The sequence below is a fragment of the Wolbachia endosymbiont (group B) of Rhopobota naevana genome (assembly GCF_947250615.1).
In the GTDB taxonomy this organism is placed as follows: domain Bacteria; phylum Pseudomonadota; class Alphaproteobacteria; order Rickettsiales; family Anaplasmataceae; genus Wolbachia.
This window is the reverse complement of sequence record NZ_OX366333.1, coordinates 1,360,836-1,385,691: the sequence shown is the minus strand read 5'-3', so window position 1 is coordinate 1,385,691 and position 24,856 is coordinate 1,360,836. Positions and strand designations below refer to the sequence as shown.

General features: G+C 34.4%; 18 protein-coding genes, 2 tRNA genes and 1 pseudogene. 13 read left to right on the top strand and 8 right to left on the bottom strand.

Going from position 1 to position 24,856, the window contains the following annotated elements; translation table 11 throughout:
• Window positions 1-83 precede the first annotated feature (83 nt).
• From lon to OOL01_RS06595, 5 genes are all read right to left on the bottom strand, one after another.
• Complete coding sequence (gene lon, locus OOL01_RS06615; protein ID WP_264686639.1) at window positions 84-2,540, bottom strand: endopeptidase La; 2,457 nt, start codon at window positions 2,538-2,540, stop codon at window positions 84-86.
• Between the two features lie 15 nt (window positions 2,541-2,555).
• The gene (gene clpX / locus OOL01_RS06610) at window positions 2,556-3,833 is read right to left on the bottom strand and encodes an ATP-dependent Clp protease ATP-binding subunit ClpX (RefSeq protein ID WP_264686638.1); all 1,278 of its coding nucleotides are present in this window, start codon (window positions 3,831-3,833) and stop codon (window positions 2,556-2,558) included.
• Window positions 3,833-4,459, bottom strand: a complete 627-nt coding sequence (clpP, locus tag OOL01_RS06605; protein ID WP_139686893.1) for an ATP-dependent Clp endopeptidase proteolytic subunit ClpP — start codon at window positions 4,457-4,459, stop codon at window positions 3,833-3,835. Before clpP ends, clpX begins: the two co-directional genes overlap by 1 nt.
• An 11-nt stretch (window positions 4,460-4,470) precedes the next feature.
• Entirely contained in the window at window positions 4,471-5,814 is a 1,344-nt protein-coding gene (gene tig / locus OOL01_RS06600; RefSeq protein WP_139686894.1) for a trigger factor, read from the bottom strand.
• A 155-nt stretch (window positions 5,815-5,969) separates the two neighbouring features.
• A tRNA-Leu gene (locus OOL01_RS06595) sits at window positions 5,970-6,051 on the bottom strand.
• 256 nt (window positions 6,052-6,307) lie between these two features.
• Here OOL01_RS06595 and OOL01_RS06590 point away from each other — a divergent pair.
• The gene (locus tag OOL01_RS06590) at window positions 6,308-6,907 is read left to right on the top strand and encodes a BON domain-containing protein (protein WP_010406846.1); all 600 of its coding nucleotides are present in this window, start codon (window positions 6,308-6,310) and stop codon (window positions 6,905-6,907) included.
• 211 nt (window positions 6,908-7,118) lie between these two features.
• Here OOL01_RS06590 and OOL01_RS08560 read toward each other — a convergent pair.
• The 3 genes and pseudogenes from OOL01_RS08560 to OOL01_RS06570 form a co-directional block, all read right to left on the bottom strand.
• Window positions 7,119-7,542: pseudogene (locus tag OOL01_RS08560) on the bottom strand (transposase); the annotation flags it as partial.
• Window positions 7,543-7,623: 81 nt separating this feature from the next.
• Entirely contained in the window at window positions 7,624-8,475 is an 852-nt protein-coding gene (gene prmC, locus OOL01_RS06575; protein ID WP_017532120.1) for a peptide chain release factor N(5)-glutamine methyltransferase, read from the bottom strand.
• 80 nt (window positions 8,476-8,555) lie between these two features.
• Window positions 8,556-8,678: a hypothetical protein gene (locus OOL01_RS06570; protein ID WP_019078684.1), complete on the bottom strand. Its 123-nt coding sequence runs from the start codon at window positions 8,676-8,678 to the stop codon at window positions 8,556-8,558.
• 239 nt (window positions 8,679-8,917) lie between these two features.
• Here OOL01_RS06570 and rpsL point away from each other — a divergent pair, with 239 nt between their 5' ends.
• The 12 genes from rpsL (at window position 8,918) to OOL01_RS06510 (ending at window position 24,825) form a co-directional block, all read left to right on the top strand.
• Window positions 8,918-9,292: a 30S ribosomal protein S12 gene (gene rpsL / locus OOL01_RS06565; RefSeq protein WP_010406837.1), complete on the top strand. Its 375-nt coding sequence runs from the start codon at window positions 8,918-8,920 to the stop codon at window positions 9,290-9,292.
• 5 nt (window positions 9,293-9,297) lie between these two features.
• Window positions 9,298-9,774, top strand: coding sequence for a 30S ribosomal protein S7 (rpsG, locus tag OOL01_RS06560; protein ID WP_006014699.1), 477 nt, complete (start codon window positions 9,298-9,300; stop codon window positions 9,772-9,774).
• Between the two features lie 21 nt (window positions 9,775-9,795).
• Window positions 9,796-11,871 (top strand): elongation factor G, encoded by a 2,076-nt coding sequence (gene fusA, locus OOL01_RS06555; protein ID WP_264686637.1) that lies wholly within the window; start codon window positions 9,796-9,798, stop codon window positions 11,869-11,871.
• A gap of 12 nt (window positions 11,872-11,883) precedes the next feature.
• Window positions 11,884-13,056 (top strand): elongation factor Tu, encoded by a 1,173-nt coding sequence (gene tuf / locus OOL01_RS06550; RefSeq protein WP_264686636.1) that lies wholly within the window; start codon window positions 11,884-11,886, stop codon window positions 13,054-13,056.
• Between the two features lie 12 nt (window positions 13,057-13,068).
• A tRNA-Trp gene (locus tag OOL01_RS06545) sits at window positions 13,069-13,141 on the top strand.
• A 10-nt stretch (window positions 13,142-13,151) separates the two neighbouring features.
• Window positions 13,152-13,361 carry a preprotein translocase subunit SecE gene (gene secE / locus OOL01_RS06540; protein WP_012481857.1) on the top strand — a complete coding sequence of 70 codons (210 nt, stop codon included), beginning with the start codon at window positions 13,152-13,154 and terminating at the stop codon, window positions 13,359-13,361.
• Complete coding sequence (nusG, locus tag OOL01_RS06535; RefSeq protein WP_010406831.1) at window positions 13,351-14,187, top strand: transcription termination/antitermination protein NusG; 837 nt, start codon at window positions 13,351-13,353, stop codon at window positions 14,185-14,187. Before secE ends, nusG begins: the two co-directional genes overlap by 11 nt.
• A gap of 2 nt (window positions 14,188-14,189) precedes the next feature.
• Window positions 14,190-14,630, top strand: a complete 441-nt coding sequence (locus OOL01_RS06530) for a 50S ribosomal protein L11 (RefSeq protein WP_010406829.1) — start codon at window positions 14,190-14,192, stop codon at window positions 14,628-14,630.
• 4 nt (window positions 14,631-14,634) lie between these two features.
• A complete protein-coding gene (gene rplA, locus OOL01_RS06525) occupies window positions 14,635-15,288 on the top strand; it encodes a 50S ribosomal protein L1 (RefSeq protein ID WP_264686635.1) in 654 nt (217 codons plus the stop codon).
• A 12-nt stretch (window positions 15,289-15,300) separates the two neighbouring features.
• The gene (gene rplJ / locus OOL01_RS06520; protein ID WP_007301987.1) at window positions 15,301-15,819 is read left to right on the top strand and encodes a 50S ribosomal protein L10; all 519 of its coding nucleotides are present in this window, start codon (window positions 15,301-15,303) and stop codon (window positions 15,817-15,819) included.
• Window positions 15,820-15,845: 26 nt separating this feature from the next.
• A complete protein-coding gene (gene rplL / locus OOL01_RS06515) occupies window positions 15,846-16,247 on the top strand; it encodes a 50S ribosomal protein L7/L12 (protein WP_264686634.1) in 402 nt (133 codons plus the stop codon).
• A 58-nt stretch (window positions 16,248-16,305) separates the two neighbouring features.
• Window positions 16,306-24,825, top strand: coding sequence for a DNA-directed RNA polymerase subunit beta/beta' (locus OOL01_RS06510; RefSeq protein ID WP_264686633.1), 8,520 nt, complete (start codon window positions 16,306-16,308; stop codon window positions 24,823-24,825).
• Window positions 24,826-24,856: the final 31 nt, after the last annotated feature.

The following is a 24,856-nucleotide window of genomic DNA, read 5'->3' as shown; positions in this document are numbered from 1 at the left end:
TATATGTTACTTGTAATTTATATATTCAAATCAGAGCTTTGAGGTTAAAAAAAAGAAACGAAAATTGCATAAACCTTTTCAATTTAGTGCTTTAATGTTTCTGATGAAGGGAAGGTATTATCCTTATTTTCTATGGAGGTAGACACACTAATTTCGTTATTATCATCAATTGAAGTAATAGGGTGCATCAAAGCAACTTTTATAACTTCATCAATATTCTCAGCAAAAATTACATTGATTTCTTCTTTTATATTTGCAGGAATCTCTTGCATATCTTTCTCATTTTCACTTGGTATAATCACAGTTTTGATTGATCCTCTTAGCGCAGCAAGCAATTTTTCTCTCAAACCCCCAATAGCCAACACTCTACCACGCAATGTTACTTCACCTGTCATAGCAACACTTTTGTTAACTGGTATATTTGTCATAAGAGAAACAATAGATGTACATACTGCACTGCCAGCAGAGGGACCATCTTTTGGCACAGCACCCTCAGGTACATGCAAATGTATATCATTATTTTGAAATTTTTCGGGTTTTATACCGAAAAATAAACAATTTGATCGCACATAACTATACGCAGCTTTTATAGACTCTTGCATAACCTCTCCAAGCTTTCCTGTGTATTTTATTTCCCCCTTGCCCGGAATTAGGACTGACTCTATCATTAAAATATCACCACCTGTTTCAGTATAGGCGAGACCAGTTACTACCCCTACCAAACTCTCATTTTCTGCAATGCCAAAGGTATACTTACGTACCCCTAGGTAATCTTGTAAATTACCAACCTCTACGGATATTTTCTTATTTTTATCAGTTAATATTGCTTTAACTGCTTTTCTCATGAGCTTTGCAAGTTCCCTTTCCATGCTTCGCACGCCGCTCTCACGTGTATATAAACGTATCAACTCGTATAATGCTTCATTAGTTATTTTCCACTCCTTCTGATGCAAACCATGCTCTTTTTTTAATTTTGGAATAAGGTGATGCGTAGCAATACTGATCTTCTCATCTTCGCTATATCCAGATAATTGTATAATTTCCATCCTATCACGCAAAGGATGTGGCAAATTTAAGCTGTTTGCCGTAGCTACAAACATTACACTTGAAAGATCAAATTCAACTTCCAAGTAATGATCCGTAAAGTGTTTATTGTGCTCAGTATCCAAAACCTCAAGTAATGCAGATGCAGGATCACCACGCGAATCAGAACCCATCTTATCTATTTCATCAAGCAGAAAAAGCGGGTTGCATGAATTAGCTTTTTTCATGTGTTGAATGACTTTACCAGGCATTGAGCCAATATAAGTTTTTCTGTGTCCTCGTATTTCAGACTCATCACGTATACCACCAAGAGATATGCGAACAAAATCTCTTCCTACTGCTTTTGCCATAGACTTAGCTAAAGAAGTTTTACCAACACCAGGTGGTCCAACTAAGCAAAGTATAGGACCCTTTATCTCTTTTACTCTCTTTAATACTGCTAAAAATTCTATTATTCTATCTTTTACTTTCTCTATGCCATAATGATTTTCATCTAAGATTTTTTTAGCCGCATTTAAGTTAATTTTTGCATCTTTGTACTTTCCCCATGGCAAATCAAGCAACCAATGCAAGTAACTAGATATAACTGTTGCTTCAGGAGAAATGGGATTCATTTTCTTATATCTCTTTAAGTCAGTTATGGCTTTCTCTTTTGCTTCCTCAGAAAGCTTTGTTTCATTTATCTTTTTTTCAAATTCATTGAGTATATTCCCTTCATCTCCATTTTCAAACTCACCTAATTCTTTCTGTATAGCTTTTAATTGCTCATTAAGGTAGTAAACTTTTTGAGTACTTTCAACCTGTGATTTAATTGTCTTATACAAGCGGTTTTGTGCACTCAAAATACTTATTTCTCTCTCAATAAGAGCAAAAACTTTTTTTAAACGCTCTTTTGGGTTATAAACTTCAAGTATGTTTTGCTTATCTGATACCTTTATATTTAAGTGCGAAGCTATCATATCTACAATTTGATTAACCTCTTTAACTTGATCAATGGGGTCAATAATAATCTCGGGTCGACTTTTCTTGCTTAGTTTACACCAATTGTCGAATGCATCTATAACAGAACGCCTTAAAGCTTCTAAATCAATATTATCTTCATTTTCTCCATACTCATAATGACCATCTAACGCTACTCTGGCCTGTAACAAAGTGTGAGAGCTAATATATTCTATAACTCTTCCCCTTCTTACCCCATGAATCATGACTTTTACTGCATTGTCAGGCAGTTTTATTAATGGTTGTATAATGTTTGCTAGCACGCCTACTTCATAAAGATTCTCTGGCTCTGGATTATCAATAGAACCATCTTTTTGTGCTATGAGAAAAATCTCGTTTTGGTGACTACTGCTACTTATTGCATACTCTAGTGCATGAACAGATTTTTCTCTACCTACGAATAAAGGCAACATTATATTTGGAAAAATTACTACATCTCTTAGAGGTAATACTGGTAATACAGTAGAATTAAAGTTTACAGCACGTCCAATACTCATAATATATGCCTCAAATTAATCATTAACCGTTATAACACTACCCTTATTATTATGATTAATCGTCGCTTTGCCTAATTCTACCATTTTCTTAGTAACCGTTATAGCGCTACCTTCAAAACCTCCATTGCCAGCTGTATACATAACATCAAGCAAAAGTGACTCTAAGATAGCACGTAACATCCTTGCACCTGTTTTATAGCTTATAGCTTTTTTAGCAATAGCTGATATTGCTTCATCTGAAAACTCAAGGTTTACTTTACTAAATGCAAGCAATGCTTTATATTGTTTTACTAGCGCATTTCTTGGCTCTGTCAACACATGTATTAAATCCTCGTGATCCAGCTCATCTAGAACAGCAGTTATTGGAACCCGTCCTACAAATTCGGGTATCAAACCGAATTTGATTAAGTCCTCAGGTTGAGCATCGCGTAAAGCATTTTTTTTCTTTTGTGCTTTAGACTGACTTATATCTGCTCCAAAGCCAACTGATGTTCCCTTTTTTCTTGCCTCAATAATTTTATTTAGGCCTTCAAAAGCTCCTCCACAAATAAATAGTATGTTACTAGTGTCTACTTGTATAAACTCTTGTTGCGGGTGTTTTCGCCCTCCTTGTGGAGGAACATAAGCAACCGTACCTTCCATGATTTTTAGTAGAGCTTGTTGGACCCCTTCACCTGAAACATCACGGGTTATTGAAGCGCTTTCAGACTTTCTTGTGATCTTATCTATTTCATCGATAAACACTATACCATGCTGTGCCTTTGCAACATCATAATTTGCAGCTTGTAATAGACGTGACAACACGCTTTCTACATCATCACCTACATAACCTGCCTCAGTCAAAGTTGTCGCATCGGCCATAGCAAATGGCACATCTGAAACTTTAGCAAGTGTTTTTGCTAGCAAAGTCTTACCAGAACCAGTAGGGCCAATAAGCATTATATTTGACTTCTCAATTTCAATATCACTTATAGAATGAAGTTGCACCATGGATTGACAATGGTTATACATAGCCACAGATAAAACGTGTTGCGCATGTTCCTGACCTACAACATGCTTACTAAGAAAATTTTTTATATCTTCAGGTTTCTTTAGTAATAGCTTCATATCAGATATATGATCTGAATTAAAAGCTCTCTCTTTCTTTTGACTTATTGCTTTATGGGATAACTCTATGCATTCATTACAAATGAACACCTTTAAACCATCTGAAGAGTTAGTAATCAATTTATCTACTTCGTTTTGTGCCTTGTTACAAAAAGAACAGTAGTGTAAATCATTATTGTTATCCATTAAACTACCTTTTGTTTAACTTTAATATTTTCAATCTTCATATCTTTACGCTCAGCTATTACTTTATCAATCAAGCCAAGTTTCATTGCTTCTATAGGATCCAAAAATTTATCTCTTTCCATCATTCCTTCAATCTTCTTGAGTGAATGCCCAGTATGTTTTTCATAAATTTGATTTAGCTTTTTCTTAATTCGCAAAATTTCCTTAGCATGTATTTCTATATCAGTTGCTTGACCTTGATAACCACCAGATGGTTGATGTATCATAATTCTTGAATGAGGTAGAGAGTGGCGCTTACCTTTCGCACCAGCTGCAAGCAACAAAGAACCCATAGATGCAGCTTGACCTATACATAAAGTTGAAACGTCTGGACTTATGTACTGCATTGTATCGTAGATTGATAAACCAGCAGTTACAACACCGCCTGGCGAATTAATATACATATGAATGTCTTTATCAGGATTTTCCGATTCTAAAAATAAAAGCTGTGCTACTATTACGCTGGCCATGTTGTCTTCAATAGGGCCAGTTACGAAAATTATTCTTTCTTTTACTAGCCTTGAATATATGTCATAAGCCCGCTCACCGCGACTAGTTTGTTCAACTACAATTGGTATAAGAGTCATACCTTTTCCTATCAAATATTATCAAATAATTCCTTTAATTCTTTCACAGAAACAATCTGTTCTTCTTTACTAGCTTTTTCTATCATATAATCTGTCACTTTATACTCAAGCGCTTGCCCTCTAACTAATTCCTGAAATTGTCCGTCTGATTTAAAATGTTTAAATACTCTGTCAAATGATACATCTTTACTGACATATTGATTTACAATAACATTCATAATATCACTTTGAGTTAATGATATTTCATGTTCTTTACTGAACTCCATAAATAGCATTGCAAGCTTTACACGTCTTTCAGCTTCTTTACAAGAATCATCTTTAGCATTCAACTCTCTTTCCACTCTCTGCTGTTCCTGTTTTACTACTTCTATAGGCAAATCAAAACTATAACTAGCATCCAAACAATCAAATAGCTCTTTCTTAATTAAGAGATCTCCCATTTCTTTACACTGATTATCAATTACTTCTTTTACGTGATTTATTAGCGAAGAATGATCTTCAAAACCAATTCTCCTAGCTATTTCATTATCACTTTGCAAATCTTCGGCAATCTGAATATCATTAACTCGAACAGAAAAAGCAGCCTCCTGCCCCGCAAGGGAAATTACCTGGTAATCTTCAGGAAATCTCAACTTAAAGCTTTTTGTTTCCCCTTTTTTCATGCCAATTAATTGATCTTCAAAACCATTTATAAATGTTCCAGATCCTAAATTAACAGTAAAATTTTTGCCACTTCCACCTTGAAAGAGCTTATTTCTAATTCGCCCTTCAAAGTCAATTATCAGTTTATCCTCGTTTTTTGCTTGATAAGAAGCATCATCAACAGAGACAAAGTTAGGAAATTTTGTTTTTATAGAATCAATAAATTCTTTTATGTCTCCCTCTTTGATTTTTGCCTTAACTTTCTTCAAATTTATTTTATCAAGATCTATTACTGGCACTTTTGGCATCGATTCAAAAGATAATTTGTACAGAAAGTCGCCTTTTTCATCCTTTTTATCCAGGTTTGGTAATGACATAATATCAACCTTAGGATGGATGTGAGACTTAACTTCGATTTTTTTCATTAAATCACTTGAGCAATAGTCAATCGTATCTTTTATCACATATTCCAAAGCTTCGTTTTTATAATTTGTAACAACAAGATCGTAAGGCATCTTTCCGGATCTAAATCCAGGCAATTTTGCATCCTTCGCTATTTCTTGTAATCTAGAGTTTATCTTTTGTTCTATATAATCACTACTAACTGTGATTTCATACTCATACTTTAGTTTATCTACACTAAGTTCCTTATAGGTATATATATTACTTAATGTATCTGCTTCGACTGCATTTTGAGTTATATTACTAGACATTACAACCTGTTATCAATATTTTATTTATGTTTTAATAAAGCCATTTTACCAGAATTTAAGTTAAATACAATCCTTAAGAACAGGTTCTTATACAAACAAAAGTGTACTTAGTGATTATAAATTTTCTCTTAAAACCTGAGTTACATGACTTTAAGTGCGGATAGAGGGACTTGAACCCCCACGAGCAAGCTCACCAGGACCTAAACCTGGCACGTCTACCAATTTCGCCATATCCGCAAGAACCCTTCATTAACTTATAGATAACCACTTCTTTCATCTTATGCAATTTAAAGATTAGATTTTAGTACCACAGACTGAACTTATAATACTGGTTAACTCCACTATGAATCTAAGCCTGAATTACTTTAACTAACATTATTGAGATAAGTACTGTCTTAGAAATATTCAAGGCTTATTCAATTTATAGTATTTACACAATAAAAAAAGCTTATTAATATTCTTTAATTAAAGCTCTAAACTCTGGAAATTAATAATGAGATTAATAGCAAGCTTCTTACTCGCAATTTTTCTGATTACACAGAGTGGCTGTACGACTCTTGTGAGTGGTATAGTGGTAACAGCAACTGCAGCGGCTACAGCAATAACAATGCAAGATAAATCCTTGGGAAACATTATTGATGATACAACTATAGTAATAAGAATCAATAAGGGACTCTTAAAACACGGACTGTTCTCATCTATAAAAGTTAAAGTGAGTGAAGGAAGAGTATTACTCATTGGAAATGTTGATAATCATGAAAAGCAACTCACAGCAGAGAAAATAGCTTGGCAGCAAAAAGAGATTAAAGAAGTGATAAATGAAATAAGAGTCACACCAATTAAAATGGCTTCTATGCTAGATGTTACTGTAGATGGTATGATAACAGCAGAGATAAGCACGAGGCTTCTGGGAAAAAGAAATATTAAATCAATTAATTATAGCGTTAATACAGTTGATAGAGTCGTTTATTTGATGGGTATAGCTCAAAATAAGGCGGAATTAAAAGCTGTAATAGCAATTGCAAGAAAAGTAAAAGGAGTAAAGCAAGTTGTAAGCTATGTGAGATATAGACATAGCAAATTGCGTCATTGATGAAAATTTACTTGAGTGTTAGTACCATGTAGCTAAGCCATAAAATTCCTTTACAAATTTCGTCAGTTCACTTTTATGGTATGTATAACAATGTTACAAAAAATAATATCATAGAATTCAATAGAATAATTCCTAGAAAATCTCTACATACTAAAAAAAGTAAAATGCTATTTAACACTCCCAAGCTTAAGAATAAATAGCAAACATCTATATCTCGTGCGATATGGCGTTTTATTCCTGAGATTTTTTTACCAGCGTCATAGCCTTTTTCTTCATCAGTGTCTGCGTTCTTTACACTCTGAGTGTCAATTATGCAAAAGCTGATTTTTTCTTTCCAAACATTGTTTTGTCGGACCACACTAACTATTTTTTTTAACATGCACTCCAAAATACTTTTTTTTATTTCCTTTTACTTTTTCACTCCATTTTTGAAATAATCATAACAATTGCGCCATTTTGGAAACTCTTTTGGTAGCATCCTCCACTGATAACCACTTTTTAGGGCGTACAACACTTCGCAAAATATATCATACAAATCAAGTTTTCTTGGTTTTGTTTTTTCCACAAGACTCCAGATCTGGTGAAATAATCTCAAACTTCTCTCGACTTATGTCACTTGGGTATACACTCCTCATATATCCTAATTTATACACTCTATTTCTTACTTTATGCCTTTCTTGAGATTATGAACAGGTTCTTAGAAAGCTAGCGTTCTACTAGTCATGTTCTTTATCTTGCTTTACAACAATGCATCTTTTCATTCCAGCCAAGTCGTATACGTATTCCTGAAAAGCCAGTCCATATAAGGGTATTATTTTGTCAATATTGCTTTGATCTTCGCCTATTTCCAATATCGCAAACCCATCTTTTTTAAGGCACTTTTTCAATATTGGAAAAATACTCAGGTAACAGCTCAATCCATCGATACCGCCATCAAGAGCAATTCTTGGCTCTTTTTGCACTTCAGCTTGCAGATCTTTTAACTTACTTCTTTTAATATATGGAGGATTGCTTATTATGAGATCAAATAAATCTCTGCATTCTATCCACGAATTTGGAAATATTTTAGCTCTGTTGAGAAGATTATGTTTCTTTGTGTTCTGGTAGGTAATTTTGTATGCTTCCAGGCTTTTTTCAAAACCAACTCCAATAGCATATTCATACTCACTAAGTACGGAGATCAACAAACAGCCTGTGCCTGTGCCAAAATCTGCAATTTTTATTTTTTGCTTCTTATTTTGGTAATATTTTAACACTGTTGAAATTACTGTCTCACTATCTGGTCTTGGATCTAGAACATGTTGGTTAACTATAAAATTTTTACTCCAGAATTCACGATTACCTATTATTTGCGATATTGGATATCTTTCTGCTCTTTTTTTTGTTAATTTCCAGAATAGAAGTTCTTTGTTTCTTGGTACCTGATTGATGTGATTCATGATTGTGAATGATCTTTCTACTCCAAGTACGTACTGCATGATGATTTCACAATCCAAATGTGGTGATTCAATTCTATGTGATGATAGTAGCTTTGAACCTTCTTTAATTAAAGCGCTGATTGTTTTCATTATTCTAAAAACGTGTTCCTTGTATGCAAGAACAGCAAAATTGAGTATAGAATTTTGAACTTAGGGTAGCTGCATTAAATCTAAGTGTCAAGAGTAGGATTGTAAAAATCATCCGGCTTTACTGGTAATTCGGTTAGTTCGGTTGGTATTTTTGCATTAATGTTAGAAGCTCTTGGCTCTATTATAAGCATTATTTTCTGCATATTCTTTGATAGCCATCACAGTATATTACTTGTTCCATATCTATATTAATTCGACCACAGCAAGTGATAATTTCTTAATATTAAAACCAATATGCGCTTTAGCATATAATTATCAGTAGCTTTCAAAGCAATTAGGCTGAGATTATTAGAGTAGTAATGTTTATTTTTATATTGACTATTGAGGTTTATTATTTTATAACTAAGACTTAGTTGTTTTTAGAGTTTTAAGTTTACAGTATATGCCTACGATAAATCAATTAATATGTAAAGGTAGATCAGGGTTAACTCGCAAGAAGAAGGTGCCAGCTTTGGGAAAATGCAATCCTCAAAGAAGGGGTGTTTGCACTAAGGTATATACTACAACTCCTAGAAAGCCTAATTCAGCACTACGTAAGGTAGCTAGAGTAAAGATTAGTGGATACGGTGAAGTGACGGCTTATATACCTGGCGAAGGTCATAATTTACAAGAGCATTCTGTTGTTTTAATACGTGGTGGGCGAGTTAAGGATTTGCCGGGTGTACGTTATCACATAATAAGAGGTGCTCTTGATCTACGTGGTGTGCAAAATCGAAAGAAAGCTCGTTCAAAATATGGTGTAAAGAAATCTGGTTAAAATTTATGGCACGTCGTAATAAAGCAAAAAAAAGAACAAGCCCTGACTCTCGTTATGGTAGTGTCTTGCTTATGCGTTTTATTAATATAATTATGAAATGTGGTAAAAAATCTATTGCAGAAAAGATTGCTTATAGTGCTTTGTCCTTAGCTGAAAAGAAAATAGGCAAAGATGCCTTATCAATTTTTGAAACAGCAGTAGAAAATGTTACCCCTTCTATAGAAGTACGCTCTCGGCGTATTGGTGGTGCAACTTATCAAGTCCCTGTTGAAATTCGTCAAGATAGAGCAATTTCTTTGGCATTAAGGTGGATTGCTAGAGCAACTTCTGCTGCTCGAAAAAAGAGCGGTAGAACTACTGTTTATTGTTTGCAGTCTGAAATATTAGATGCTTATAATAAATGTGGTGGTGCATTTAAGATGTGTGAAGAAAAGTATAAAATGGCTGAAGCTAATAAGGCATTTTCTCATCTTCGTTTTTAATATTAGCTGATTGATTGTGGTATGGAAGTTTTAATATCTAGGTATAGAAATATAGGAATAATGGCTCATATAGATGCTGGCAAGACCACCACAACAGAGCGTATTTTATTTTATACTGGCAAACAAAATAGGATTGGTGAAGTGCACGATGGTGCAGCTTCTATGGATTGGATGGAGCAAGAGAAGGAGCGTGGCATTACAATTACCTCTGCTGCAACAACATGTTTTTGGAATGATTATAGGATTAATATAATAGATACTCCTGGTCATGTTGACTTCACTATTGAAGTTGAGAGATCTTTGAGGGTTTTGGATGGTGCGGTTGCTGTATTTGATGGAGTTGCTGGAGTTGAGCCTCAGTCTGAGACAGTTTGGCGTCAAGCTGATAAATATAACGTTCCTCGTATCTGCTTTGTTAATAAAATGGATAGAATCGGGGCAAATTTTTATCGATGTGTCGATATGATAAAAACGAAGCTTGGCGCATCACCTTTAGTTATTCAGTTGCCAATAGGAAGTGAGAAAGATTTTAAAGGCATAATCGATCTTATTTCTATGAAAGCTATTATATGGCAAGAAGAAACATTAGGCGCTAAATTTTCTTATGAAGATATTCCTTCTGATTTGCTTGATAAGGCTCAAGAGTATCGAAATCTTTTATTAGATGCTGCAGCTGAAATGGATGATGAGGCGATAAATACTTACTTTGAATCTAACGATCTGCCAATTGATTTGTTGAAAAAGTGTGTGAGAAGCGGGACCATTAAAGGAAAATTTGTCCCTGTATTATGTGGGTCAGCTTTTAAAAACAAAGGCGTGCAATCACTTTTAGATGGTGTGGTTGATTTTTTACCCTCTCCTATTGATGTTGATGTAATTATTGGAACTGATCCTAAAGATTCAGAAAAGAAAATTGAGATCAAACCTTCAGAAAAAGAGAAATTCGTTGCTCTTGCGTTTAAAGTGATGACGGATAAATTTGTAGGTAGCTTGACGTTTATTCGTATTTATTCCGGTAAGTTAAAATCTAAATCTGCTGTGTTAAATGCTGGAAAGAATGAGACTGAAGGAATTGGTAGAATGTTGCTTATGCATGCAAATAACAGAGAAGATATAAACGAAGCTAAAGTTGGTGATATAGTTGCCTTAGTTGGATTAAAGAAAACAATTACTGGTGATACTTTATGTTCATCTGATTTTCCTATACTATTAGAGCGTATGGAATTTCCTGATCCTGTTATTGAAATTGCTATAGAACCGAAAACCACCTCAGATCAGGAAAAATTAGGTGTTGCTTTGAATAGATTGGTTGCAGAAGATCCTTCTTTAAGGATGTCAGTAAATGCAGAGAGTGGGCAGACTATATTGAAAGGTATGGGTGAGCTGCATCTTGAGATTATTGTTGATAGAATGAAGCGCGAGTTTAATGTTGAAGCTAACGTTGGTGCGCCTCAAGTTGCATATCGTGAAACTATCACTAAATCTGTTGAAATTGATTACACTCATAAAAAACAATCAGGTGGTGCTGGTCAGTTTGCTAAAGTTAAAATAAAATTCGAACCTCTTGAGCCTGGTTTTGGCTTTCAGTTTGAAAGTAAAATTGTAGGCGGTGCTATTCCAAAAGAGTATATACCTGGAGTGCAAAATGGCTTGGAGTTGATAAAAGAAGGTGGTATAATTTCCGGCTTTCCATTGATTGATTTTAAGGCTACTCTTCTTGATGGTGCTTTTCATGATGTTGATTCTAGTCCTTTGGCTTTTGAACTTGCTGCTAAAGGTGCTTTTAAGGAAATGGCAAATAAAGCTGGTCCAAAAATGCTAGAACCTATAATGAAAGTGGAAATCATTACTCCTGAAGAATATATGGGTGATGTTATGGGTGATATAAATAGTAGAAGAGGCAGTGTTGTTGATATGCTGGATTTAGGTAATAATAGCAAAATAATTACTGCTTCGGTTCCTCTTGCAAATATGTTTGGTTATATAAATGTTTTGCGTTCTATATCTCAGGGAAGAGCTCAGTATAGTATGCATTTTTCTTGTTATGAACAAGTGCCACAATATGTGGTTGATGAGTTAAAGTTAAAGTATAATTAAAGGTTAGTAATTATGACAGCGATAGTAGAAGCATTTGGAAAGCCGCATGTAAACGTGGGAACGATAGGACATGTGGATCATGGGAAGACAACGTTAACAGCGGCGATAACAAAGCATTATGGTAATTTTGTAGCATATGATCAAATAGATAAAGCGCCAGAAGAGAGAAAGAGAGGTATAACAATAGCAACAGCGCATGTTGAATATCAAACAGAAAAGAGACACTATGCACACGTTGATTGCCCTGGACATGCTGATTATGTAAAGAATATGATAGTAGGTGCAGCACAGATGGATGCAGCGATATTGGTAGTGTCAGGGGTTGATGGGCCGATGCCACAAACGAGAGAGCATATATTGCTGGCAAAACAGGTGGGTGTTGGATATATCGTGGTATATATAAATAAAGCTGATGTTGCTGATGCTGATATGATAGATTTGGTAGAAATGGAAGTGAGAGAGTTGCTGAGTAAGTATGGATTTCCAGGTGATGAAGTGCCTGTGATAGTTGGGTCTGCGTTAAAAGCATTAGAGGATGATAATAGTGAGTATGGAAAGAAATCAATAGATAAATTGATGGAGAAGTTAGATGAGTATGTGGCAGTACCTCCAAGGCCTGTAGATTTGCCGTTTTTGTTGCCAATAGAAGATGTATTTTCAATATCGGGCCGAGGGACGGTAGTAACAGGAAGAATAGAGAAGGGGGAGATAAAGACAGGGGATGATATAGAGATAATAGGTCTGAAAGCGACGCAAAAGACGACATGTACTGGTGTTGAGATGTTTAAGAAGTTGCTAGATAAGGGAAGTGCAGGACTCAATGTAGGAATACTACTAAGAGGAACAAAGAGAGAAGAAGTGGAGAGAGGGCAAGTATTGGCAAAACCAGGGACAATAACCCCGCATAAGAAATTTAATGCGGAGGTGTATATATTGAAGAAAGAAGAAGGAGGAAGGCATACACCATTTTTTGGAAATTATCAGCCACAGTTTTATTTAAGGACAACGGATGTAACTGGGAGCATAAAATTGCTAGATGGAAAGGAGATGGTAATGCCAGGGGACAATGTAAGTATAGAAGTGGAGTTGCAAGTACCAATAGCAATGGATAAAGGATTACGTTTTGCGATAAGAGAAGGTGGTAGAACTGTTGGTTCTGGCGTTGTTTCGGAAATTTTAGAGTAAACTTTGAATTATAGGAGTGTAGCTCAATTGGTAGAGCGCTGGTCTCCAAAACCAGAGGTTGTAGGTTCAATTCCTATCGCTCCTGCATTAATATTATGGTAGAAATGTTAAAAAACCTGTATGTTTTTTTTTGCGATATAAAGCAAGAAATAAGGAGAATTGCTTGGATAAAAAAACAGCAGGTATTGTCATCTTTGTTTATTGTAATAACTGTTATATTATGCTTTTCGATTTTCTTTTGCTTCGTAGATTTTATGTCTCTTTACGTAATTAAGACTTTATTTGGAATTATTTATGGAATATAAGTATAAATGGTATATCATTAAAGTCGATTACGGGTATGAGAAGGATATATGCGAGTTGGCAACCAATACTGTTTACTTTAAGGAGGTGTTTATTCCTTATCAGACAGTATGTGATGTAAAATCTGATATAAAAGAGTTATGTGAAGTATATATATGTATGCATCTGTGTGATGAAAGCAAAAATATTTTGAATCAAATGACTGGGTTTTGTGGTGATGAGTCTGGTCATTTTGAGATGATTTCAGATGATGAGGTAATTTTAAAACGTAAGGAATTTAATAGATATAAGTGGTACATTTTAAGAGTTGCCTCTAATTATGAAGAGAAAGTGCGCCAATATATATTAGAAAATTCTATGAGATTGAATATTAATAATTATTTTAATAGGGTTTTTATTCCTTGTGAAGAATTAAGTGAGATGGATTTAAAATCTAAAAAAAATGCTAAACGAAGGAAGTCCTTTCCTGGTTATGTCTTTTTATACATGAATTTATGCGATGAGGTATTAAATTTTATTAATAATATACCAAAATCTCTTAAGGTTTATGGATTTTTAAAAAATGGTAATGTTCCAAAGGTGATTGAGGATAATGAGATTCGCTCAATGTGTAGTGCGCTTTACAATGCTCAAGAAACGAAAAAGTTGAGTTATGGTTATGAGAAAGGTGAAAAAGTAAAAATTAATGATGGTCTTTTTCAAAATTTTACTGGTAAGGTAGATATGGTAAATGATGAGAAAAAAATTATTAATATTGAAGTATCAATCTTAGGTAAGCCAACAATAATAGAGCTTGATTTGGCTCAAGTAGAGAAAATAGAGGATTAATTATGAGTAATGTAGTTGCTAAGATTAACTTGCTTATGGAAGCTGGAAAAGCAGTTCCAGGACCGAAAATTGCTTCAGTACTTGGCCCGCGTGGTATACCTGTTCCTAAATTTTGTGAAGCTTTTAATAAAGCTACTAGCGCTGCTAACGCTAGTTATAAAGTAGGTGATTTAGTAACAGTGAGAATTTCCATAAAGGATGATCGCTCTCATGATTTTACTGTCAGCGGTCCGCCTGTGGCTTATTTGCTTAAGCAGGAAGCTAAATTAAGTAAAGGTTCTGGTAATTCTGGTAAAGAATTAGTGGCTAAATTATCTATGTCTGCTATCATTAAAGTGGCAAAGTGTAAGATGGTTGATATGAAAGTGGATAATGAAGATTCAGCAGTGAAGATGGTTATAGGCACTGCAAAATCTATGGGTATAGAAGTTGTGGAAGGTTAGGTAAATGAGTACATATAATGATGATTCTAAGCGGTGTTTGGAGAAGATTGTTGAGTCTGCTTCAGAAAAATTTAATGAATCAGTTGATATCGCAGTCAATTTAGGTGTAGATTCACGTAAATCTGAAGAGCAGGTGCGTGGTACAGTAGTGTTGCCTAAAGGTATCGGGAAGAATATTAAAGTAGCTGTTTTTGCTCAAGATAAACATTTATTAGAAGCTGAAAAAGCTGGTGCTGATATTACAGGAGGAGAAGATTTAATTGAAGAGATAAAAAAAGGTAGAAAGTTGAATGTTGATTGGTGCATCACTACTCCTGATTTCATGGCAAAAATCACTCCTATTGCAAAAGTATTGGGTGCTAAAGGGCTGATGCCTAACCCTAAATTTGGTACTGTGACTTCTAACATTGCGGAAGCTACTAAAACCATTAAGTCTGGTCAAATAAAATTCAGGACGGATAAAAATGGGGTTATTCATGGTAAATTAGGAAGTATTAAATTTGATATTGATGATTTGCTGGAAAATTTAAAAGCCTTTCTTAAAGTAATTAGAGACAATAAACCTGCTTCTGTGAAAGGAGTTTACTTTAAAAGCGTTTTTTTAAATTCAACTATGGGTAAAGCTCATAAAATAAACAAAGTAGAAGATATAATTTAAGGGAGCGAAATTGTGAAGCGTAAAGATAAGGATGAATTTATACAAAACATAATGAATGTGTTTGTAAATAATGATTTCTTAATATTGGTAAATTTCAAGTCTATGAATGTTAGCAATTCATTAATTCTTAGGAATAGTCTAAAATCTGTAATGGGTGGGATGTTAGTAGTTAAAAATACTCTAGCTTGCTTGGCTTTGGAAAGGACTGGTAAATTTTCTTATTTATCAGGTAAATTTTCTGGTTCTGTTGCTATTATATATTCTAGTGCTATAGTAGAAGCTGCAAAGTTAATAGTTGATTTTATTAATGCTAACAAAGAAAAAATGTCTGTGATTTGTGCGGCTCATATAAATGAATTGTTAACAGTGGAAGATGTTAACAAATTGGCTAAGCTTCCCTCTCTGGATGAATTGCGTGTTAAAATTATGCGTTTAATATCTTATGATATTCCTGCTCGGTTAGCATTGTCTATTAATTCATCTTCTATGAGGCTTATGAGAGTTTTGGATTACTATAGTTCTAAAAAATAAATTTGTTGTTAAATAAGGTGGTCAGTATGAATAATATAACAAGTGATTTGGTTGATAAAATATTATCTTTAAATCTATTAGAAGCTTCTGAACTTGTAAAAGTTCTAGAAGAAAAAATAGGGTTGCCTAGTGGTTCTTTTCTTGGTGGAGCTGTTGGTGCTGGGGTGCCTATTAGTGATAATGCTAATGCTCCTGTTGCTCAAGAAAAAGCTGAATATAAAGTTGTAATCAAAGAGATTGATGCAAGCAAAAAAATAGGAGTGATTAAAGCTATTAGAGAAGTTAATTCTACATTGAATTTAAAAGAAGCGAAAGAATTAGTTGAGTCTTTACCAAAAGATTTGACTGCTAATGTTTCTAAAGACGAAGCAGAAAAAATAAAGCAAAAACTTATTGAAGCAGGAGCAACTAAAGTTGAGCTTGAATAAAATGTTAGTATATTAATTTTATGTTGATATAGCTCTTTTAATTAGTGAAGGTATTTTAATGGTTGATTCTTCTTATATGTGTGCTTCTAGTGCTTTTGTTCCTAGAGTTTCTTATTCCAGGTCGATTGATTTAAAAGATTCTTTGTTGGATTTGGTTAAAGTCCAAAAGGGGTCATATAATTCCTTTACTCCTAATAATGAGAGTAATGAAAGACTTGAAGCTATCTTTCATACAATTTTTCCAATATCTGATCCTTTGCATAGGGCTACTATCGAATTTTTGAATTGTAGGGTAGATGATCTTAAGTATAGTGAGTCTGAATGTATAAAACGTGGTATAACTTTTTCTGCTCAGGTTATTGCTTCTATACGTCTTGTTATTATGCAGGATGGTGTTTCTCTTGAAAAATATCAAGAGATTAAAGAAGATGATGATCATTCTAAGCTTGCAACTGTTATAAAATCTGCTGAAGAGCAGGAGGTTCGCTTTTGTGAACTGCCTATGATGACTGATAAAGGTACTTTCATCATCAATGGCGTAGAGAAAGTTATCGTTTCACAAATGCATAGATCTCCAGGAGTCTTTTTTGATAGTGATAAGGGAAAAACTTACAATTCTGGCAAATTGATCTATTCTGCTAGAGTGATTCCTTATAGGGGTTCTTGGCTTGATATTGAGTTTGATGTTAAAGATCATTTGTATTTTCGTATTGATAGAAAGAGAAAGTTGCCAATATCAGTTTTATTAAAGGCTTTGGGCTTATCAAATAATGACATACTTAATAAATTTTATGAAAAAATAGAGTATATAAAACATAAAAGTGGCTGGAGAGTACCTTTTTCCCCTGATAAATTCAAGGGAGTGAGGCTTCCTTTTGATTTAAAGAATGTTGAAGGCAATGTGTTACTTAAAGCTAATGTTCGTATTACTTCAAAATTAGCTAAAAATCTATATGATAACGGATTGAAAGAGTATCTAATTCCTTATGATTCTATATGTGGTTTATTTCTTGCAGAAGATTTAATAGATAGTGCTAGTTCTACAAAAGTCTTATCTGCTGGTGAATCTATAAAATTAGAGGATATAAAAAAGCTTGAATTATTATCTATAGATAAAATATCAGTGTTGAACATAGATAATGTTTCTGTTGGACCTTACATATTAAACACACTTTTCTTAGATGAAAACATGTCTTATGAGAACGCTCTATATGAAATATATAAGGTTTTGCGTCCTGGTGAAGTTCCTGTTTTAAAGATAGTAGAGGAGTTTTTTCGTAATCTTTTCTTCAGTTCGGAATATTGTGATTTGTCTAACATTGGTAGATTAAAACTTAACTCTTGCCTTGGGTTAAATTATGAGGAAAATTTAACTACTTTAACACATGAAGACATTATTGAAATTATAAGAAAAATAGTATTGTTACGTGATGGTCAAGGATCTGTAGATGATATTGATCATTTAGCAAATAGAAGAGTCCGTTCAGTTGGAGAGTTTATAGAAAATCAATTTAGAACTGGATTATTAAAATTGGGACGGGCAGTAGTTGATTCTATGTCTACTTCTAGTTTAGATAAAGTCTCTCCATCTGATTTTATAAATCCAAAAGTGTTAACCAATGTCTTAAGAGATTTTTTCAACTCTTCCCAATTATCTCAATTTATGGATCAGACTAATCCATTATCTGAAATAACACATAAAAGAAGGTTGTCAGCGTTAGGTCCTGGTGGTTTAACAAGAGAGAGGGCGGGATTTGAAGTGCGTGATGTTCATCCAACTCATTACGGAAGAATTTGCCCTATTGAAACTCCTGAGGGGCAGAATATAGGCTTAATTAATAGCTTAGCTATATACGCTCGTATTAATAAATATGGGTTCATTGAAAGTCCTTATAGGAAAGTAGTTAATAAGGTTGTTACTGATCAAATTGAGTATCTGTCTGCTATAGATGAAGGTTTATATTATATAGCCGATACCAGCGCAAAGCTTGATGAGAACAACTGCTTTGTTGATGATATGTTATACTGTAGGTATGCTGGTACCTTTGTAATGGTAAATAGTAATCAAGTAAGTTACATTGATTTATCTCCTAAGCAGGTAATATCGGTTGCTGCTTCTTTAATTCCATTTTTAGAAAATGATGATGCTAATAGAGCGTTAATGGGTTCAAATATGCAGCGTCAAGCTGTACCTTTATTGAAGCCTACTGCTCCTTTGGTTGCTACTGGCATGGAGTCTTTCGTAGCTTCTGGCTCTGGTGCTGTAGTTTTAGCAAAACGTGGTGGCATAGTTGACAGCTCAGATAGTAACTCTATAGTTATACGTGCTTTTGACAAAGGAGGAATTAACTACTTGGATGTGGATATTTATCATCTAAGAAAATTTCAGCGTTCTAACCATAATACTTGTATTAACCAGAAACCACTGGTGCATGTAGGTGATTGTGTTAAGGAAGGTGATGTGATAGCTGATGGTCCTGCTATTAATAACGGTGAATTGGCACTTGGCCAAAATTTGCTAGTCGCTTTTATGTCTTGGCAAGGTTCTAATTTTGAAGACTCAATCATTATTTCTAGTGAAGTTGTTAAAAAAGATCTATTTACTTCTATTCATATAGAAGAATTTGAATGTGTTGTACATGACACTCCTTTAGGGTCGGAAAAAATAACTCGTGCCATACCCGGTGTTAATGAAGAAAATCTTTATCACTTGGATGATAGTGGTATAGTAAAGGTTGGTACAAGAGTTGGTCCAGGTTATATTTTGGTGGGGAAAGTTACACCTAAGCATTCTCTTTCATTGCCTCCTGAGACAAAATTGTTAATGACAATTTTTGGTGAAAAGTCATTTGATTGTGTGGATTCCTCTTTATATACATCTCCAGATATTGAAGGGATAGTGATTGATGTGCAGGTCTTTACACGCAGAGGGGAAGAAGAAAACGAAAGGGCGTTTCTTATTAAGCAAAAAGAGGTAAATGATTTTGAGAAAGAGCGGGACCATATAATCAATGTTATTAATCAATATTTCTATGATGAATTAAGAAAAATTCTTATTAATTCTGGCTCGCAAGATCGAGAAAGTATTAATTTTATTGAACGTGAGGGATGGTGGGATATAGGATTGAAAAACCAATCTATTTCTAAGCAAGTTGAGAGCTTAAAAAAAGATTTTGATGAAAAAGTATCACATGCGATAGCAAACTTTAAGCGAAAAGTAGAAAAATTGCATGAAGGCTATGATCTGCCTCAAGGTGTGTCGATGTCAGTAAAAGTTTTTATTGCTGTAAAACATAGTTTGCAGCCAGGGGATAAAATGGCTGGTAGACATGGAAATAAAGGTGTGATTTCTCGAGTTGTTCCAGTAGAAGATATGCCTTATTTAGAAGATGGTACTCCTATTGATATTATTCTTAACCCTCTTGGCGTTCCTTCGCGAATGAATGTAGGTCAAATATTGGAAACGCATGTAGGTTGGGCTTGTAAAAAATTAGGAGAAAAAGTAGGCAATATTCTTGATGAGATCAATAAAATCAAACGTGCTTTTTGTGAGGCAATTAGATCTCTCAGTGATGATGATTTTGAAAAATTTGCAGCATTATATCTTGATAATAAAAAATTTGAGGATATTAATGATGATGAAATAACGGCTTCTATTTTAGATACGCCTAATAAGGATGAATTAAATAATGAATTGACTACATTAGTAGAGAATTATTTCAACTCTTGTAAAGATGCACACAGTAGTTTACGTCACTTCCTGATTGAGGTTTATAGTTGTGGCAGTAATTTATCTATTTGTAATAACATTCGCGATATTAATGATAATCACCTCATTGAATTTGCGTATAAGTTGCGTGATGGCATTCCTGTTACTGCACCTGTATTTGAAGGTCCAAAAGATGAACAAATAGTAAAGCTATTTGAACTTGCTGGATTGGATAACTCTGGGCAAGTTGTATTATATGATGGTTGCTCGGGTGAGAAGTTTGATCGCAAAGTTACAGTTGGTTACATGTACATGCTTAAGTTGCATCACTTAGTAGATGGTAAAATTCATGCGCGTTCAGTAGGACCTTATAGTTTGGTTACTCAACAACCTCTTGGAGGAAAGTCTCATTTTGGTGGTCAGCGTTTTGGTGAAATGGAATGTTGGGCACTGCAAGCCTACGGTGCTGCTTACACTTTGCAGGAAATGTTAACTGTGAAGTCTGATGACATTAATGGCAGGGTTAAGATTTATGAATCGGTAATAAAAGGTGACAGTAACTTTGAATGTGGAATTCCTGAATCCTTTAATGTCATGATAAAAGAGTTGCGTTCCTTGTGTTTTAATGTGGATTTGAAGCAAAATGACATAGTAATTGAAGATATATCTCACACTAATATCGCACAATCTTTTAATGAGGTTAGCATTTCCATTGCTAGCCCTGAAAGTATTAAACGTATGTCTTATGGAGAGATAACAGATGTTTCAACTGCAAACTACCGTACATTCAAAGTTGAGAAAGGTGGATTATTTTGTCCTAAAATTTTTGGTCCTGTCAATGATGATGAATGTTTATGTGGAAAGTACAAAAAAAGAAGACATAGGGGCCGTATATGCGAAAAATGTGGAGTAGAAGTTACATCTTCTAAAGTAAGAAGAGAAAGAATGGGTCATATAGAGCTTGCATCTCCTGTTGCTCATATATGGTTTTTGAAGTCACTTCCTTCAAGAATTGGAGCATTATTAGATATGTCTCTTAGAGATATCGAAAGTATTTTATATAGTGATAATTATGTTGTAATAGATCCTCTTGTTTCCTCTTTTGAAAAAGGTGAAATTATTAGTGAGAAAGCTTATAATGAAGCTAAAGATAGCTATGGGGTCGATAGCTTTATAGCTATGCAAGGTGTTGAAGCTATAAGAGAATTGCTAATACGCCTTGATTTACATGAAATTAGGAAGAATTTAAGACAGGAGTTAGAGTCTGTTGCTTCTGAAATGAGAAGAAAGAAAATTATAAAGAGATTACGTATTGTTGAAAATTTTATCAAGTCTGGAAACAGACCTGAGTGGATGATACTTACAGCTATACCTATTTTACCACCTGACTTGCGTCCCTTGGTATCGCTTGAAAGTGGTCGACCTGCAGTTTCTGATTTAAATCATCATTATAGAACTATTATTAATAGAAATAATAGATTGAGAAAATTGTTAAGTTTGAATCCTCCTGAGATTATGATTCGTAATGAGAAAAGAATGTTACAAGAGGCAGTTGATTCTCTTTTTGATAATAGTCGTCGTAATGCTCTGGTAAATAAAGCTGGCGCTACTGGATATAAAAAGTCTATTAGCGATATGCTGAAAGGAAAGCAAGGTCGTTTCCGTCAGAATCTTTTAGGAAAAAGGGTAGATTATTCTGGACGTTCTGTAATAGTTGTTGGTCCAACTTTAAAACTAAATCAGTGTGGATTACCGAAAAGAATGGCTCTTGAGTTATTCAAGCCTTTTGTTTACTCAAGGCTTAAAATATATGGAATGGCTCCAACTATTAAATTTGCTAGTAAGTTAATAAGAGCAGAAAAGCCAGAAGTCTGGGATATGCTTGAAGAAGTAATAAAAGAGCATCCTGTTTTGCTAAATAGAGCGCCTACGCTACATAGGCTTGGTATTCAGGCTTTTGAGCCAGTCCTTATTGAAGGTAAAGCAATACAGCTTCATCCACTTGTTTGTACAGCATTTAACGCTGACTTTGATGGTGATCAAATGGCGGTACATGTGCCAATTTCATTGGAAGCTCAACTTGAAGCTAGAGTGTTGATGATGTCAATTAATAACGTTTTAAGTCCTTCTAATGGAAGACCGATTATAGTTCCTAGTAAAGATATAGTGCTTGGTATATACTACCTAACTTTACAGCAACTTAAGGAGGATGATTTACTACTTTTCTGTTCTTTTTGTGAAGTTGAGCATTCCTTAAACAACGGTACTCTACATATTCATTCTCATATAAAGTACAAAATGGAATACATCAATAGCGATGGAAACATTCAGTATAAAACTATTTGTACAACTCCTGGACGTTTAATATTATGGCAGATTTTTCCTAAACATGAGAATCTAAGCTTCGATTTAATAAATCAGGTATTAACAGTTAAGGAAATAACTAGTATTGTTGATTTAGTATATCGTAGCTGCGGTCAAAGTGCTACAGTGGTATTTTCTGATAAATTGATGACACTTGGCTTTGAGTATGCTACATTTTCTGGTACTTCTTTTAGTCGTTGCGATATGGTCATACCTGAAACTAAAGCTACACACGTTGATTATACAAGGGGTGAAATTAAGAAATTTTCTGCACAGTATCAAGACGGACTAATCACTAAAAGTGAGAGGTATAATAAAGTTATAGATGAGTGGTCTAAGTGCACAGATATAATAGCGAATGATATGTTAAAAGCGATATCTGTGTATGATGAAAATAGTAAGTACAATTCAATATATATGATGGTTAGCTCAGGTGCAAGAGGTTCTACTTCCCAGATGAAGCAGTTAGCAGGAATGCGAGGGTTAATGACCAAACCTTCTGGTGAAATTATAGAAACACCTATAATTTCTAATTTTCGCGAAGGATTAAATGTATTTGAATACTTTAATTCTACTCACGGTGCGCGTAAAGGTTTAGCTGATACTGCACTTAAAACTGCAAACTCTGGATACTTAACTCGTCGCTTGGTTGATGTATCTCAAAATTGCATAGTTACAAAACATGACTGTAAAACGAAAAATGGCCTTATTGTAAGAGCTATAGTTGAAGGTAGTACTATAGTTGCATCTCTAGAGAGTGTTGTACTGGGTAGAACAGCTGCAAATGATATATATAACCCAGTAACCAAAGAATTATTATTAAAAGCAGGGGAATTAATTGATGAAGGTAAAGTAAAGCAAATCAACATTGCAGGTCTTGATGCTATAAAAATTAGATCGCCTTTAACTTGTGAAATAAGTCCTGGTGTGTGTTCTTTGTGTTATGGAAGAGACCTTGCAACTGGTAAAATTGTTTCAATAGGTGAAGCAGTTGGTGTTATCGCTGCTCAATCTGTTGGAGAGCCAGGTACTCAGTTAACGATGCGTACTTTCCATATAGGTGGGGTAATGACTAGAGGTATTGAATCCTCAAATATTATAGCTTCTATTAATGCTAGAATAAAACTAAACAATAGTAATATAATTATAGATAAAAACGGAAATAAAATTGTGATAAGCCGTTCCTGTGAAGTCGTTTTAATTGATAGCCTTGGTAGTGAAAAATTGAAGCACAGTGTGCCTTATGGTGCTAAACTTTATGTAAATGAGGGTGAGTTAGTAAAAATTGGTGATAAAGTTGCGGAATGGGATCCGTATACACTACCTATTATTACGGAAAAGAGTGGTACAATATCTTACCAGGATTTAAAAGATGGAATTTCAATCACTGAAGTGATGGATGAATCTACAGGAATATCAAATAGAGTAGTAAAAGATTGGAAATTGCACTCTGGTGTAGCTAATTTACGTCCTCGTATTGCACTGCTTGATGATAATGAAAAAGTAATAACACTTTCAAGTGGTGTGGAAGCATGTTACTTTATACCAGTTGGTGCAGTGCTTAATGTACAGGATGGCCAAAAGGTTCATGCAGGTGATGTTATCACAAGAACGCCGAGAGAGTCAGTTAGAACTCGTGATATTACTGGTGGCTTGCCTAAGGTTATAGAATTATTTGAAGCACGTCGTCCTAAAGAGCATGCTATCGTTAGTGAAATAGATGGCTATGTAACGTTCTCTGAAAAAGACCGTAGAGGAAAACGCAGTGTAGTAATTAAACCTGTAGATGAGCAAGCTTCTCAAGTTGAGTATTTAGTATCAAGAAGTAAGCATGTAATAGTCAATGAAGGTGATTTTGTGCGTAAAGGTGATTTATTGATGGATGGCGATCCTGATCTTCATGATATTCTACGTGTGCTTGGGTTAGAAGCGTTAGCACACTATATGATTTCTGAAATACAGCAAGTTTATAGATTGCAAGGTGTGCGCATAGATAACAAGCATTTAGAAGTGATCTTAAAGCAAATGCTACAAAAAGTAGAAATTACCGATCCTGGTGATACTATGTACTTAATTGGAGAAAATATCGACAGGCTGGAAATTGATAGAGAAAATGATGCTATGAATAACTCTGGAAAACGACCTGCTCATTATCTTCCTATTCTGCAGGGAATTACTAGAGCAAGCCTTGAAACTAATTCCTTTATTTCTGCTGCCTCTTTCCAAGAAACAACAAAAGTACTTACGGAAGCAGCATTTTGCGGAAAGAGTGATCCTTTGAGTGGGTTAAAAGAAAATGTTATAGTAGGAAGGTTAATTCCTGCTGGTACGGGTCTGATTATGAATAAGGTGAAAGCACTTTCGCTTTGTGAAAATATAGATAAATATGAAAAATATTTTGATATTGAGACTTATGACGAAAAATTGCTGAGTGATAATAGTTATCAATTACATTCTGATGAAGAAGAGAGTGTGGTGGCATCGCACTATGATCAGTCAAATTGAATATATCTAATGAGGTAGTATGTTTAATCTG

What these genes read in the sequence shown, in the direction of transcription:
- lon (WP_264686639.1), bottom strand. Translation starts at nt 2,540, where the DNA reads ATGAGTATTGGACGTGCTGTAAACTTTAATTCTACTGTATTACCAGTA.
- clpX (WP_264686638.1), bottom strand. Translation starts at nt 3,833, where the DNA reads ATGGATAACAATAATGATTTACACTACTGTTCTTTTTGTAACAAGGCA.
- clpP (WP_139686893.1), bottom strand. Translation starts at nt 4,459, where the DNA reads ATGACTCTTATACCAATTGTAGTTGAACAAACTAGTCGCGGTGAGCGG.
- tig (WP_139686894.1), bottom strand. Translation starts at nt 5,814, where the DNA reads ATGTCTAGTAATATAACTCAAAATGCAGTCGAAGCAGATACATTAAGT.
- OOL01_RS06590 (WP_010406846.1), top strand. Translation starts at nt 6,308, where the DNA reads ATGAGATTAATAGCAAGCTTCTTACTCGCAATTTTTCTGATTACACAG.
- prmC (WP_017532120.1), bottom strand. Translation starts at nt 8,475, where the DNA reads ATGAAAACAATCAGCGCTTTAATTAAAGAAGGTTCAAAGCTACTATCA.
- OOL01_RS06570 (WP_019078684.1), bottom strand. Translation starts at nt 8,678, where the DNA reads ATGCAGAAAATAATGCTTATAATAGAGCCAAGAGCTTCTAACATTAAT.
- rpsL (WP_010406837.1), top strand. Translation starts at nt 8,918, where the DNA reads ATGCCTACGATAAATCAATTAATATGTAAAGGTAGATCAGGGTTAACT.
- rpsG (WP_006014699.1), top strand. Translation starts at nt 9,298, where the DNA reads ATGGCACGTCGTAATAAAGCAAAAAAAAGAACAAGCCCTGACTCTCGT.
- fusA (WP_264686637.1), top strand. Translation starts at nt 9,796, where the DNA reads ATGGAAGTTTTAATATCTAGGTATAGAAATATAGGAATAATGGCTCAT.
- tuf (WP_264686636.1), top strand. Translation starts at nt 11,884, where the DNA reads ATGACAGCGATAGTAGAAGCATTTGGAAAGCCGCATGTAAACGTGGGA.
- secE (WP_012481857.1), top strand. Translation starts at nt 13,152, where the DNA reads ATGGTAGAAATGTTAAAAAACCTGTATGTTTTTTTTTGCGATATAAAG.
- nusG (WP_010406831.1), top strand. Translation starts at nt 13,351, where the DNA reads ATGGAATATAAGTATAAATGGTATATCATTAAAGTCGATTACGGGTAT.
- OOL01_RS06530 (WP_010406829.1), top strand. Translation starts at nt 14,190, where the DNA reads ATGAGTAATGTAGTTGCTAAGATTAACTTGCTTATGGAAGCTGGAAAA.
- rplA (WP_264686635.1), top strand. Translation starts at nt 14,635, where the DNA reads ATGAGTACATATAATGATGATTCTAAGCGGTGTTTGGAGAAGATTGTT.
- rplL (WP_264686634.1), top strand. Translation starts at nt 15,846, where the DNA reads ATGAATAATATAACAAGTGATTTGGTTGATAAAATATTATCTTTAAAT.
- OOL01_RS06510 (WP_264686633.1), top strand. Translation starts at nt 16,306, where the DNA reads ATGGTTGATTCTTCTTATATGTGTGCTTCTAGTGCTTTTGTTCCTAGA.